The organism is Kordia jejudonensis (assembly GCF_001005315.1).
Classification (GTDB): Bacteria; Bacteroidota; Bacteroidia; order Flavobacteriales; family Flavobacteriaceae; genus Kordia; species Kordia jejudonensis.
The window spans coordinates 41,940-54,506 of the sequence record NZ_LBMG01000012.1 but is presented as its reverse complement, the minus strand read 5'-3'; the positions used below and the strand labels follow the sequence as shown (position 1 = coordinate 54,506).

The 12,567-nt window shown below is 34.4% G+C and carries 13 protein-coding genes; 11 read left to right on the top strand and 2 right to left on the bottom strand.

What is annotated here, in order from left to right; translation table 11 throughout:
• On the bottom strand, positions 1-468 hold the full coding sequence (gene xrtF / locus AA089_RS08710; RefSeq protein ID WP_241479981.1) for an exosortase family protein XrtF: 468 nt from the start codon (positions 466-468) through the stop codon (positions 1-3).
• Between the two features lies 1 nt (position 469).
• On the opposite strand from xrtF, the gene AA089_RS25655 reads away from it, so the two are divergent.
• From AA089_RS25655 to AA089_RS08660, 11 genes are all read left to right on the top strand, one after another.
• Positions 470-595: a hypothetical protein gene (locus AA089_RS25655; RefSeq protein ID WP_262495015.1), complete on the top strand. Its 126-nt coding sequence runs from the start codon at positions 470-472 to the stop codon at positions 593-595.
• 104 nt (positions 596-699) lie between these two features.
• Positions 700-1,158 (top strand): GAF domain-containing protein, encoded by a 459-nt coding sequence (locus tag AA089_RS08705; protein ID WP_046756550.1) that lies wholly within the window; start codon positions 700-702, stop codon positions 1,156-1,158.
• A gap of 268 nt (positions 1,159-1,426) precedes the next feature.
• The gene (purH, locus tag AA089_RS08700) at positions 1,427-2,959 is read left to right on the top strand and encodes a bifunctional phosphoribosylaminoimidazolecarboxamide formyltransferase/IMP cyclohydrolase (protein ID WP_046756549.1); all 1,533 of its coding nucleotides are present in this window, start codon (positions 1,427-1,429) and stop codon (positions 2,957-2,959) included.
• Positions 2,960-3,026: 67 nt separating this feature from the next.
• Complete coding sequence (locus AA089_RS08695) at positions 3,027-4,055, top strand: rod shape-determining protein (RefSeq protein WP_046756548.1); 1,029 nt, start codon at positions 3,027-3,029, stop codon at positions 4,053-4,055.
• Positions 4,056-4,068: 13 nt separating this feature from the next.
• Positions 4,069-4,890, top strand: a complete 822-nt coding sequence (mreC, locus tag AA089_RS08690) for a rod shape-determining protein MreC (RefSeq protein WP_046756547.1) — start codon at positions 4,069-4,071, stop codon at positions 4,888-4,890.
• Positions 4,891-5,397, top strand: a complete 507-nt coding sequence (locus AA089_RS08685) for a hypothetical protein (RefSeq protein WP_046756546.1) — start codon at positions 4,891-4,893, stop codon at positions 5,395-5,397.
• Positions 5,394-7,277 carry a penicillin-binding protein 2 gene (gene mrdA, locus AA089_RS08680; RefSeq protein ID WP_046756545.1) on the top strand — a complete coding sequence of 628 codons (1,884 nt, stop codon included), beginning with the start codon at positions 5,394-5,396 and terminating at the stop codon, positions 7,275-7,277. The genes AA089_RS08685 and mrdA overlap by 4 nt, the downstream gene beginning before the upstream one ends.
• The gene (rodA, locus tag AA089_RS08675) at positions 7,270-8,562 is read left to right on the top strand and encodes a rod shape-determining protein RodA (protein WP_046756544.1); all 1,293 of its coding nucleotides are present in this window, start codon (positions 7,270-7,272) and stop codon (positions 8,560-8,562) included. The genes mrdA and rodA overlap by 8 nt, the downstream gene beginning before the upstream one ends.
• A 19-nt stretch (positions 8,563-8,581) precedes the next feature.
• Complete coding sequence (locus AA089_RS08670) at positions 8,582-9,064, top strand: hypothetical protein (RefSeq protein ID WP_156168954.1); 483 nt, start codon at positions 8,582-8,584, stop codon at positions 9,062-9,064.
• A 209-nt stretch (positions 9,065-9,273) separates the two neighbouring features.
• Positions 9,274-10,836 carry a vitamin K epoxide reductase family protein gene (locus AA089_RS08665; RefSeq protein WP_046756542.1) on the top strand — a complete coding sequence of 521 codons (1,563 nt, stop codon included), beginning with the start codon at positions 9,274-9,276 and terminating at the stop codon, positions 10,834-10,836.
• A gap of 166 nt (positions 10,837-11,002) precedes the next feature.
• Positions 11,003-11,212 (top strand): hypothetical protein, encoded by a 210-nt coding sequence (locus tag AA089_RS08660; protein WP_046756541.1) that lies wholly within the window; start codon positions 11,003-11,005, stop codon positions 11,210-11,212.
• Positions 11,213-11,282: 70 nt separating this feature from the next.
• Here AA089_RS08660 and AA089_RS08655 read toward each other — a convergent pair whose 3' ends face one another.
• Entirely contained in the window at positions 11,283-12,122 is an 840-nt protein-coding gene (locus AA089_RS08655) for a DNA/RNA non-specific endonuclease (RefSeq protein ID WP_046756540.1), read from the bottom strand.
• Between the last annotated feature and the right edge of the window lie 445 nt (positions 12,123-12,567).

Below are 12,567 nucleotides of genomic sequence, written 5' to 3'. Positions count from 1 at the left end.
TTACTTTTTTGAAAATCGTTTTACCCAAAACATCCACAGCAAAAACACCATTCCGTAAATAATAGTTGGAAACACAATATGATGTAAGATATTTTCATACTCAGGAAAACGATACAATCCGATTCCTAAAACTACAATTCGAAGCAAATTTGCCAAATACACACAAACGCTTCCTATAATTGCAAAAAAAAGTGTATTCTTAAAATTTCCTGTAAATGCAATCACAAACGTTATAAATAAAATCAACACACTGATAGAATTGCAACCTTCTACAATACGTCCAACATACGCATCATTGACCAACAACTTCATGGTAGGTTCTGTTTCATGTTGTGCTACTTGTGAATTGTAGCCAAACAAATCAATAATATACGCTGTTTGATCGGCTACAATGCGGGTAACTCCATCGGGTTCTCCTTCAAAATTTGACAAATACAAACTGTACACAAACGTTAAAACGATGTACACAATGAAGAATTTTAAAATAAATCCCAATGCTGATTTATACCGAAGAATAGTTTCTAACACAATTCAAATTAAAGATGCAACTCCTACAAACTTACTGCAAAAGCCGTTGAAAATCTCACATTTTTAATAAATTTTGTTCATTTGCTTTTTCAGACAACTTTATTCGATAACTAGAGAAAGATTTTTATACTTTTTTCGACTATTTTTGTGTTCATTAAAAAATTAGCATACATGAAATTTGCAACATACAAACCACAAGTAACTGAAATATTAGCAAACGAATCACTTTCTGTAGACGATCGTATGACGAAAGTTTGCGAATTATTACAAGAAAACTTTGAATATTATGATTGGGTTGGATTTTACTTTAAAAACGGCGACAAACCTGAATTAAAACTACGAGCATTTGCTGGCGAACCAACAGATCATACCATCATTCCATTCGGAAAAGGAATTTGCGGACAAGTAGCCGTTTCTAACGAAAACTTCTTAGTGCCAGATGTAAAAGCACAGGACAACTACATTTCTTGCAGTATCTACGTAAAAGCCGAAATTGTAATTCCGTTATTCCTAAATGGCGAAAACATTGGACAAATTGATATTGATTCGCACACAGTAGATCCATTTACCAAAGAAGACGAAGAGTTTTTGGAATTTATCAATGCGAAAGTGGCGGAAATTCTTAGTTAGTAATGAGAATTGAGATACTGCTGCTAGAAACTTTTTAGCTTACAATAAAACGCGATGCTGAGCTTGACTCAGGATCTAAAAAATTAAAACTGACGAATGGAATTTTAACCTGTTCGTCAGTTTTTTTATGAGTTAATTTTCGCATCAATTCTACCAATTGTATTAACCAGTACAAATTCTCTATTTTTATTTAGATAAGAACGTGTTTTTTAGGTGTTAATTATTACTTTTGCAGCTTCACAACAACACAATTAACAACGTAACTCGAATGAATTCCCTAAAACAAGCAACATCCGCTTTAATTTCGGTCTTCAGCAAAGATGGATTAGCTCCAATTGTTGAAAAACTTCACGCTTTAAACATTACCATTTACTCCACAGGAGGCACAGAAAAATTTATCAAAGACCTTGGTATTCCTGTCGTTCCTGTTGAAGATGTAACTTCTTATCCTTCTATTTTGGGCGGACGTGTAAAAACATTGCATCCAAAAGTATTTGGAGGAATTTTAAACCGTCAAAACAACGAAAGTGATGTTGCTGAATTAGAACAATATGAAATTCCACAACTCGATATTGTTATTGTAGATTTATATCCGTTTGAAAAAACAGTGGCTTCTGGAGCTGCTGAACAAGATATTATAGAAAAAATTGATATTGGAGGAATTTCGTTAATCAGAGCTGCGGCGAAAAACTTTGCAGATGTACTTTGTGTATCTTCAGTAAACGATTACGAAAACTTTTTGCACTTATTAGAAACGCAAGAAGGTTCTTTTTCAATAGAAGATAGAAAAACGTTTGCCGCAAAAGCATTCAATATTTCTTCACACTATGATACGGCAATCTTTAACTATTTCAATCAAGATCATGCAATTCCTGCATTGAAAGTGAGCGAAACGGAAGGAAAAGTATTGCGCTACGGAGAAAATCCACATCAAAGAGGATTCTTCTTTGGAAAATTCGATGAAATGTTCCAAAAATTACATGGAAAAGAACTAAGTTATAACAACCTATTAGATGTTGATGCCGCAGTAAACCTAATGAACGAGTTTACAAACGACGCGCCAACATTTGCCATTTTAAAACACAACAATGCTTGTGGCTTTGCGACGCGCGACACCATTCATCAAGCATATATAGATGCTTTAGCGGGCGATCCAGTTTCTGCTTTTGGAGGAATCTTAATTTCAAATACAAAAATTGACAAGCCAACCGCTGAGGAAATTCACAAACTTTTCTGCGAAGTTGTCATTGCTCCAGAATACGACACAGATGCGTTAGACGTTTTAAAAGGAAAGAAAAACAGAATCATTTTAATTCAAAATGAAGTTGCGTTACCTGAAATGCAAGTTCGTACTTGCTTAAATGGAATCTTACTTCAAGATAAAGATGGAAAAACAGATACGCTAGAAGGTTTAACATACGCTACCGAATTAAAACCAACAGAAACACAACTTGAAGACTTATTATTTGCTTCTAAATTGTGTAAGCATACAAAATCAAACACAATCGTTTTGGTAAAAAACAAACAATTGTGTGCAAGCGGAACAGGACAAACGAGTAGAGTTGATGCGTTAAATCAATCCATTGTAAAGGCAAATAGCTTCAACTTTGACCTTGACGGCGCAGTCATGGCAAGTGATGCATTTTTCCCGTTTCCTGATTGTGTAGAAATTGCAAATAATGCAGGAATAAAAGCCGTAATTCAACCAGGTGGATCAATAAAAGATCAATTGAGTATCGATTATTGTAATTCTAATGATGTTGCTATGGTATTTACTGGCACAAGACACTTTAAACATTAAAATTTTTATACCTTTGTAAGTCACTAGCACTGAATTACAAAACACATACAAACAGCAGACAAAACACATGGGATTTTTTGATTTCTTAACGGAGGAAATAGCAATAGATTTAGGAACGGCAAACACGTTGATCATTCACAATGACAAAGTAGTTGTAGACAGTCCATCTATTGTCGCCAGGGACAGAATTACCAATAAAATTATTGCTGTCGGACAGGAAGCTGCTCGTATGCAAGGAAAAACCCATGAGAACATCAAAACGATTCGTCCATTGAAAGATGGTGTAATTGCCGATTTTGATGCTTCTGAAAAAATGATCAGTCTGTTTATAAAAAATATTCCAGCGCTCAAAAAGAAACTCTTCCCACCTTCGCTTCGTATGGTTATTTGTATTCCATCAGGAATTACAGAAGTAGAAATGCGAGCGGTAAAAGAATCTGCCGAGCGTGTCAATGGAAAAGAAGTGTATTTGATACACGAACCCATGGCTGCGGCTATTGGTATCGGTGTCGATATCATGCAACCAAAAGGAAACATGATTGTTGATATCGGTGGTGGAACTACGGAAATTGCAGTTATCGCTTTGGGCGGAATTGTCTGTGACAAATCGGTAAAAGTTGCCGGTGACGTATTTACCAACGATATTGTATACTACATGCGTACACAACATAACTTATATGTGGGAGAACGTACTGCGGAAAAGATTAAAATTCAAATTGGAGCAGCAACAGAAGATTTAGAAGTTCCGCCAGAAGAAATGTCAGTACAAGGACGTGATTTACTTACAGGAAAACCAAAGCAAGTTCAAATTTCATATCGTGAAGTTGCCAAAGCCTTAGACAAATCGATCTTACGTATTGAAGATGCGGTTATGGAAACCTTATCACAAACTCCGCCAGAATTAGCGGCTGATATTTACAACACAGGAATCTATCTTGCTGGTGGTGGATCTATGTTACGCGGATTGGACAAACGTCTTTCTCAAAAAACAGATTTACCTGTATATATTGCCGAAGATCCATTACGTGCTGTAGTACGTGGAACAGGAATTACCCTGAAAAACCTAAGCAAATTCAAAAGTGTATTGATTAAATAAGAACATATAATCCATGCAACAGATTCTTAATTTTCTGATAAGGAATAAAAATTTTATTCTTTTTATGCTGTTGCTGTTTATATCGTTGGTTTTTACGATTCAATCACATTCCTATCACAAAAGTAAGTTTATCAATTCTGCCAATTGGTTAACGGGCGGAATTTACGAACAAGCAAATGGTGTTTCATCCTATTTCTCACTGAAATCTGAAAATGAAAAACTCGTTGAAGAAAATCGTAGGTTAAAAAGCCTATTATTTAGCAAGGAAGATAGCTTGACAAACATTCAATATATAGATAGTACTTCGTTTGGTACGGATTATTTGTTTCGTGCTGGAAAAATCATTAAAAACAGTTATTCTAAAATTGACAATATTATTTTGATCAACAAAGGAAGCTCGGACAGTATCAAAACAGATATGGGCGTAATTACTCCAAACGGAATTATTGGTGTGGTAGATAGAGTTGGTGGAAGTCATGCAACAGTCATTAGTATTTTGAATTCCAATTCGAAAATCAATGCCAAAATAAAGAATACCAACTTCTATGGAACACTGACGTGGAATGGAAAAAATGCAAATGTAGTGCAACTAGAAGATGTGGAAAAACTTGCCACTTTTAACGTTAATGATACGATTATTACTGGAGGAGATTCTACGTTATTCCCAAAAGGAATTCCTATTGGAATGATCAAAGATTTTAAATTAAATACAAAAGAAAATTTGTATGTTGTAGATGTACAATTGTTTAATGATATGACCAATTTGGAAAATATATATGTCATTGAAAATTTATACCGAGAAGAAATTGATAATTTATTAGCACCTGAAAATTAAATGGGTACAGTTGTTTTTTGGAATAGTGTACGATTCGTAATTGCTGTGTTGGTGCAAGTATTAATTTGCAACCACATTGACTTTTTGGGCTATATAAATCCGTTGGTGTATATCTATTTTTTGCTTTTATTTCCATTTAACGCCAACAAAAGCTTGTTCTTGGTAATTGCTTTTATATTAGGACTAACCATTGATATGTTTTCAGATACTGGCGGTGCACATGCTGCAGCTTGTGTTATTATTGCTTACATAAGACCTTTTGTATTGCGATTTTCTTTCGGAATCAGTTACGAGCATCAATCTATAAAACTAGAAAATACTGCTTTTGGACAACGAATGCTGTACATTATAATTCTTACATTTATCCATCACTTTTTTGTGTTTTTGTTAGAAATATTTAACATTTCTAACATACTTATTGTATTGAGAAACACGTTATTCTTTGGTATCTTTACCATACTAGTCATCACACTATCTGTAACCTTTTTTAGTCGAAAAAATTCATGAGAAAGCTGTTGTTATACTTTGTTATCATTTCTGTTGGAGTTATCTACACAGGAAGACTTTCGTATTTGCAATTGTTTAATGATAATGTCGTTGCCACAGATTTGACAAACGACAGTGCTATAAAAACCGTATATGATTATCCGCAACGTGGTTATGTATACGACCGAAATGGTGTTTTACTCGTTGCCAATCAGCCATCGTATGATGTGATGGTTATTCCTAGAGAAGTAAAAGAATTTGATATTCCTCAGTTCTGTAAATTATTAAAAATCACGGAAGAAGAATATCAAAAGAAAATTGAAAAAGCGAAACGGTATTCTTGGCGTATTCCGTCTGTATTTGTTGCACAAATGGCAAAGAAAGACTACGCGTATCTTCAAGAGAAAATGCATCGTTTTAAAGGTTTTTACATTCAAAAACGTTCCATTCGTAACTATCAAACGGCTGTTGGAGCCAATGTATTAGGTTCTATTGCAGAAGTAAACAATGCTGATTTAGAAAAAAATCCATATTATCAATCGGGCGAATTAATTGGAAAAACAGGAATTGAAAAATCATATGAAGACGTTTTACGCGGTGTAAAAGGTGTAAAATATATTCAAAAAGACATTCACAATAAAGTATTAGGTTCGTACAAAAATGGTCGTCATGATACACTTGCCGTGAATGGAAGAGACATTCAAATCACAATTGATAGCAAACTACAAGAATACGGCGAAAAGTTAATGATTAACAAACGTGGTGGCATTGTAGCTATTGAACCTTCTTCGGGAGAAATACTCGCCTTAGTTACGGCACCAAGCTATAATCCAAACTTATTGGTAGGGAGAAAACGTTCTAAAAACTACACAAAATTACATTACGACTCTATCAACAAACCATTATACGACAGAGGTTTATTAGCGATGTATCCTCCAGGTTCTCCATTTAAAACGCTAAATGCTTTGGTAGCTTTGCAGGAAGAAGTCATTACGCCACAAACCACATATACCTGCCGTAATGGCTATATATATGGACGTAGTGGCCGAAAAATGGGTTGTCACTGTGGAAGCGGAAAACGAAATGTTGTTAATGGAGTTGCCAAATCGTGTAATGCCTATTTTGCCAATGCATACCGACAAATTATTAGTAACTACGAAACACCACGTGAAGGAATGAACGTTTGGAGTAATCATATCAAAAGTTTTGGCTTGGGCGATTATTTTGACAATGACTTATCAACTGGACGAAAAGGGAGAATTCCAACAGGTGATTATTACACAGATAGTTATTTCAAACATAACAAATGGCATGTGCTAAACACCATTTCGAATGCTATCGGACAAGGGCAAGTAGAAATGACGCCAATTCAGTTGGCACACATGACGGCAACAATTGCGAATAGAGGTCATTATTTTACACCGCATATTATCAAATCTATTGATGGAAAACCTATTGAGAACGATCATTTTACAAAACCAAAATATACTACGATTGACAAAGAGCATTTTGAACCTGTCATTCAGGGAATGCACGATGTATTTAGTATGAAAAAAGGTGGAACTGCGAAATGGTTAAATGTTCCTGGTATTGAAATTTGTGGAAAAACTGGAACCGCTGAAAACTTTGCAATTATTGATAGTGTCCGAACGCAGCTAACCGATCATTCCATATTTGTAGCATTTGCACCAAAGGACAATCCGAAAATTGCCATTGCCGTTTTTGTAGAAAATGGATACTATGGCGCTCGCTGGGCTGGAAAGATATCTAGTTTAATGATTGAGAAATACTTAAAAGGCGAAATAACCTTGAAAGCGATGGAAAAACTCGTCTTAGAGAAGAGTTTAGAAGATGAATATGCAAAGCCACTAAGTGGAGAACCTTTTACCATTAATGAGTAGAGAAGTAAAATTTATAAAAAAAATTGATTGGTTTTCCATTCTCCTCTACTTTCTGCTAGTTGGAATTGGCTGGATAAATATTTACTCAGCATCTGTAACTACCGCTTCTACAGGGTTTTTAGACATGAGCGAATTGTATGGAAAACAGTTGGTATTTATTATTACAAGTATCTTTTTAATCATTTTAATTCTTTCCATAGAAGCCAAATTCTATGAACGATTTTCCAGTATTATATACATTGCAGGATTACTGAGTTTGATAGGTGTTATCATTTTTGGAAAAAACATTAATGGCGCTACTTCATGGTATGCTATTGGCGGATTTACGTTGCAACCTTCTGAATTTGCAAAAGTGACCACCGTATTAGCATTGGCTAAGTTTCTTAGTGACATTCAAACAAATATTTACAACTTCAAGCATCAACTTATTGCTTTTGCCATCATCTTGTCGCCACCTTTGCTCATTATGCTACAACCCGATGCAGGAAGCGCCATGGTATATATGGCTTTTTTCTTTGTCATGTATAGAGAAGGTTTGCCAGCAATTTATTTATGGATTGGTCTTTTACTAATTTTACTCTTTATCATTACCTTAAAATTAGGCTACATAATTACCATTGTTGCTACGCTGATTATTGGTTTGGTGTGTATCTTTTATTTCTTTAGAAAGCAATTAAAACGAAAACGACAGACTTCATTAGCCATTACTTCATTGGTGACTGCTATTATGTTCATTTTGGCGGTAAACTATATTTTTTACAATGTATTTAAACAACACCATCGCGATCGGTTTACGTTAGTATTAGGTTTAGAAAAAGATCCTGTAAAGCTTGAAAAGATGCGAAAAACCTTTGGCTTTAACACCAATCAATCTGAAATTGCAATTGGTTCAGGAGGTTTTTGGGGAAAAGGTTGGTTAAAAGGAACACGCACACGAGGAGATTTTGTGCCTGCCCAAGACACTGACTACATTTTTACCACCGTAAGTGAAGAATGGGGATTTCTAGGAAGCGCTATTGTTATCTTTCTATTTGTGGTGTTACTCTTGCGGATTTTGAACCGAGCCGAGCAACAAAAAAACAAGTTTAGTCGCGTGTATGGCTACAGTGTCGCCGCCATATTATTTTTCCATTTTGCTATAAATATAGGAATGGTTATTGGCTTGTTTCCAACGGTTGGAATTCCACTCCCTTTCTTTAGTTATGGAGGTTCAGGACTTTGGGGATTTACTATTTTACTCTTTATATTTATTAAGCTTGATGCCAATCGTATTAATGAGTGGTAAAGATTCACAATTTAAATCTATGAGATATTTAATTCTATGCCTAAGTCTAACACTCTTCACTTCTTGCACGAGCAAAAAATCAGCATCTGAAGATCTCTTAGAAGATTTCATTACGAAAATTTTCAAAAGTGATTCGTACACATTTCAAGACATTGAGGCTTTTATGATTCCTGAATATTTTGAAAAAAAACAAACGCTTTCAGAAGATAACCAGAAAATTCACAAAAGATATCTTGAAGAAATAGTCGCATACATTAGAAAGGATTTCAGAAAAAATAATTCAATGTATGAAATCATTGAAAAAGATAAATTTATACACAAAGATTATAAAGAGGTAGTTTACAAAGGAGCTGGAAAGGTATATTTTATGGTTTCTGGAGGAGAACCACTTGCCCTATTTGTAGTTGAAAACGAAAAACTATATGCGTTTTGTATTGATATCTACTTATCTAAAAAAGGACACTTAGTTCCCTATTTCTTTTTTGATCAAACAAAGTTATAATTAATTAATAAAACGAACATACCATTAATATTCGTCTTATCAGATATGTAAGCAAAATTAGTATCACGACTTAATTTGCTATTTTATAAATTGAACACTCTTTACATTTAAAAACATTCAATCATACAATAAACATCAAAAATACTTTCTATCTTTAGCATACAATATGTAATATTTTAATTTCCCCTACCAAAATTGAAATGAATTAGATGGAACAAATTATACTTTCGCTACTTAGAACCAATGGCTATTTAAGTGTAGATAGCGAACAGCTTAACCTGCAACTGTTATCACATCCTGAATATCCAAGCTTAAAATCGATTACAGATACGTTTGATTATTTTGAAATTGACAATATAGCGGCAACAGTACCAAAAGAAGCACTTTCAGAAATGCCAAAATCATTCTTAGCTTTGGTAAATTCTGATAACGGCGATGCCATCGTTTTGGTGGAAAAGAAACGGGGAATGATTCATATGTCATTAGCTGACGAAACCAAAGAAAAACTAACTGAAGAAGCATTTGTAACTCGTTGGACAGGCACTATTATAGCCGTGGAAGAAATTGAAAGTATTGCTGGGACACAATCATTCAAGGCAGCACTTCCCTATTTTGTTATTGCTATTGTAGCTGCTGTAAATGTGATGTTCGAATTTAGTTTGGCTTACCTCATCTATACGGCACTTACACTCGTAGGATTGTACATTAGTGTGCTAATTATCAGAGAAGATCTGGGCATTAAAAGCAAAGCCGTTGCCAAAGTGTGTGGTGCTATTTCTAAGAATAGTGATTGTGGCGACGTTATTACTACCAAAGGAAATTTACTATTCGGATTCATTTCATTAAGCGATGCCACTTTTGTATTTTTTGCAGCTTTATTCCTCATATTATCTTCTATCGGATTTAATCAAGATGTGCTATTTGCGTTGTCTTTAGCAGGAATTCCAGTGGTTTTGTATGCAATTTACCGACAAGGAATTGTGCTAAAAAAATGGTGTGCTTTGTGTTTACTCATTGCTGGAATATTATTTTTACAAACAGGACTTTTAGCGAGCACATATACGTATGAATGGTTATTTGACTTAGAATATATTGCGAAAGCGGCAGGAATATTTGGGTTAATCTATATCGCGTGGAATTACTGTAAAGGATATTGGGAAAGTCATGAAAAATTAGGAAATACCGAACGTGATTTCTTAAAGTTTAAACGAAATCCTGAGTTATTTAAAACCTTACTTCAAGAGCAAACAGTCATTAATCCAGGTGTAATTCCAGCGCCATTACGCGTCATATTTGGAAATCCAAAAGGTGCCATTCAACTACAAGGTGTCACAAATCCGTTATGTGGTTTTTGTACAGCGGCTTTTGAGTCGTATGACAAATTATTAAGTACGTATGGAAACGATATTCGCTTGGAATTTATTTTTAATGTTCCAGAGAATGCTGAAAATAAAAGCACAAAAATTGTTTCACGACTTGTAGATTTATACCAACAAGATCCTAAAAAAGCATATATTGCCTTAAAAGAATGGTTTGCCAATAGAGATATTGAAGCGTGGCATGAAAACTTTGGTTTTTCCGAAAATCCAATGGTTACACAAGTATTGGATGCACATCGTGAATGGGCAAATATTAACGGAGTAAATTATACACCTGCGAGTATTTTGAACAATAATTTCTTTCCAAAAACCTATGAAATAAAGGATTTACCGCTATTCATTCAGGATATGATTTTGGAAACACAACAAGAAACACAAGAAAATGCTTCATAAGTCGATTGAACTAATTGCTGTTTCAACATCGTTTAAAAGGCAGGAATACACTAGAAAGAAGGTATTATTTTATTAGTTATTTTTATAAAATTGACTATACATCTTTTCTTCCCATCACTGTGTTTATATAGTTTTGACTCATTACAAATTTTAAAATCTTTTTATTATGTTAGAAAAATTTTCGAGTTTAGGAAGAGTCCTAACCAAAAACGAGCAACAAGCAATTAATGGTGGAGATCATATTTATTGTAGTATGTACGCAGCAGATTCAACAAGAAATTTCCCGAATTATTTTGCTCAGGTTTATGATGCATGTATGTTTATAGAAGAACATGGAGGCACAATGAATGGTTGTGATTACGGACCATGCCAATAGTGAATGTCTTATGACTTAAAGCGACTTTGAAGTCGCTTTTCTTTGCTTTTTATAGTTTATAAAGTTGCCACTATCGAAAACTCCATTGTTTGTAACTTGTAGAAGCTTCCAATTTATTTTCTTTTGAATCGTCCAATTCAGGAAAAAAGTCAATGCCTGTACGTTTTTCAATTTCGTCAATTGATACTACAAACTCGTATAAAGGTTTGTCTGCGTCTTTATGCGGCATTAGAAATGCGATTGTTTTGGTTTGTCCGTTTGTATTATCTAATAAAATCTTATAGAAATAATTGGGCACAGCAACTTCTTCGTTCCCGATAGTTTTGAGTCCTTTTTCTAAAATTCCACCTGTAATCACATAAACGACGTCATATTTTTTTGCCCAATAGCGTACTTTTTGCTCCAATCGGTTCCAAATACCAGCGTTAAATTCATGTTTTTGAGGAGAAATATTACTAGTTAAAAATGTTTCTGTAAAAGCTGATTTGGTATATTTTCGATCGGCTGCTGGACACAAATGTCCACGGTCGTAGCCAGATTTTTTATAGTTTCGCCAATGTGCCGATTCTGTTGCTATGGAATTGTCTTGCTCAAAATATGGGCGTTTAAAATCTGTATATACGACTTGATTCTTCTTCAATTCATATGCAACCCATTCTGCTTGCTCAAACGCTTCGTGATAGGATAACGAATATCCTTCATGATGAATTACTTGTCCTGTTGTTGAACTTGGCAAATAGAATTCATTTGTCAATGCTTTCGGATTGCTATTTGTCGTTCTACTTCCATGAATTTCCTCATTTGGATCGTAGACACTACCTTCTGCAAGTTGATCACCATATTGCTCGTATACCACAAAAGCTGCACCGATCAATAGTATTAATAAAGTATATATTTTGTTTCTTTTCAAGGTGTTGAGTTCTTTGTTATTGGGTCTTGGGTGTTTTGAATTTTGGGTTTTGGGTCTTGGGTTTTGGGTATTCCTCATTCCTCATAAATAGTTCTCCCAATTTTCATCCTAATTTATTCTATGTTATCTGTTCTATGCTCTTTACTCTCTGTTCTTTGTTCTCTGTTAAGTTGTGGAGTTGCTTAACTTAAATTGTACCGTTTTTGATTTAACATTGATATGGGTTTTTGGTTTTTGGGTCTTGGGTGTTTTGGTCTTAGGTTTTAGGTTTTGCATATTCCTCATAAATAGTTCTCCCAATTTTCATCCTAATTTGCTCTATGTTCTCTATTCTTTGCTCTCTGTTCTTTGTTCTTTGTTCTTTGTTCTTTGTTCTTTGTTCTTTGTTAAGTTGTGAAGTCAAACAGAAACCTCAATACTAAATTCTCAATACTCAATACTAAGA

What these genes read in the sequence shown, in the direction of transcription:
- rodA (WP_046756544.1), top strand. Translation starts at nt 7,270, where the DNA reads ATGAGTAGAGAAGTAAAATTTATAAAAAAAATTGATTGGTTTTCCATT.
- AA089_RS08670 (WP_156168954.1), top strand. Translation starts at nt 8,582, where the DNA reads ATGAGATATTTAATTCTATGCCTAAGTCTAACACTCTTCACTTCTTGC.
- purH (WP_046756549.1), top strand. Translation starts at nt 1,427, where the DNA reads ATGAATTCCCTAAAACAAGCAACATCCGCTTTAATTTCGGTCTTCAGC.
- mreC (WP_046756547.1), top strand. Translation starts at nt 4,069, where the DNA reads ATGCAACAGATTCTTAATTTTCTGATAAGGAATAAAAATTTTATTCTT.
- AA089_RS08705 (WP_046756550.1), top strand. Translation starts at nt 700, where the DNA reads ATGAAATTTGCAACATACAAACCACAAGTAACTGAAATATTAGCAAAC.
- mrdA (WP_046756545.1), top strand. Translation starts at nt 5,394, where the DNA reads ATGAGAAAGCTGTTGTTATACTTTGTTATCATTTCTGTTGGAGTTATC.
- AA089_RS08685 (WP_046756546.1), top strand. Translation starts at nt 4,891, where the DNA reads ATGGGTACAGTTGTTTTTTGGAATAGTGTACGATTCGTAATTGCTGTG.
- AA089_RS25655 (WP_262495015.1), top strand. Translation starts at nt 470, where the DNA reads ATGAAGAATTTTAAAATAAATCCCAATGCTGATTTATACCGAAGAATA.
- AA089_RS08695 (WP_046756548.1), top strand. Translation starts at nt 3,027, where the DNA reads ATGGGATTTTTTGATTTCTTAACGGAGGAAATAGCAATAGATTTAGGA.
- AA089_RS08665 (WP_046756542.1), top strand. Translation starts at nt 9,274, where the DNA reads ATGGAACAAATTATACTTTCGCTACTTAGAACCAATGGCTATTTAAGT.
- AA089_RS08660 (WP_046756541.1), top strand. Translation starts at nt 11,003, where the DNA reads ATGTTAGAAAAATTTTCGAGTTTAGGAAGAGTCCTAACCAAAAACGAG.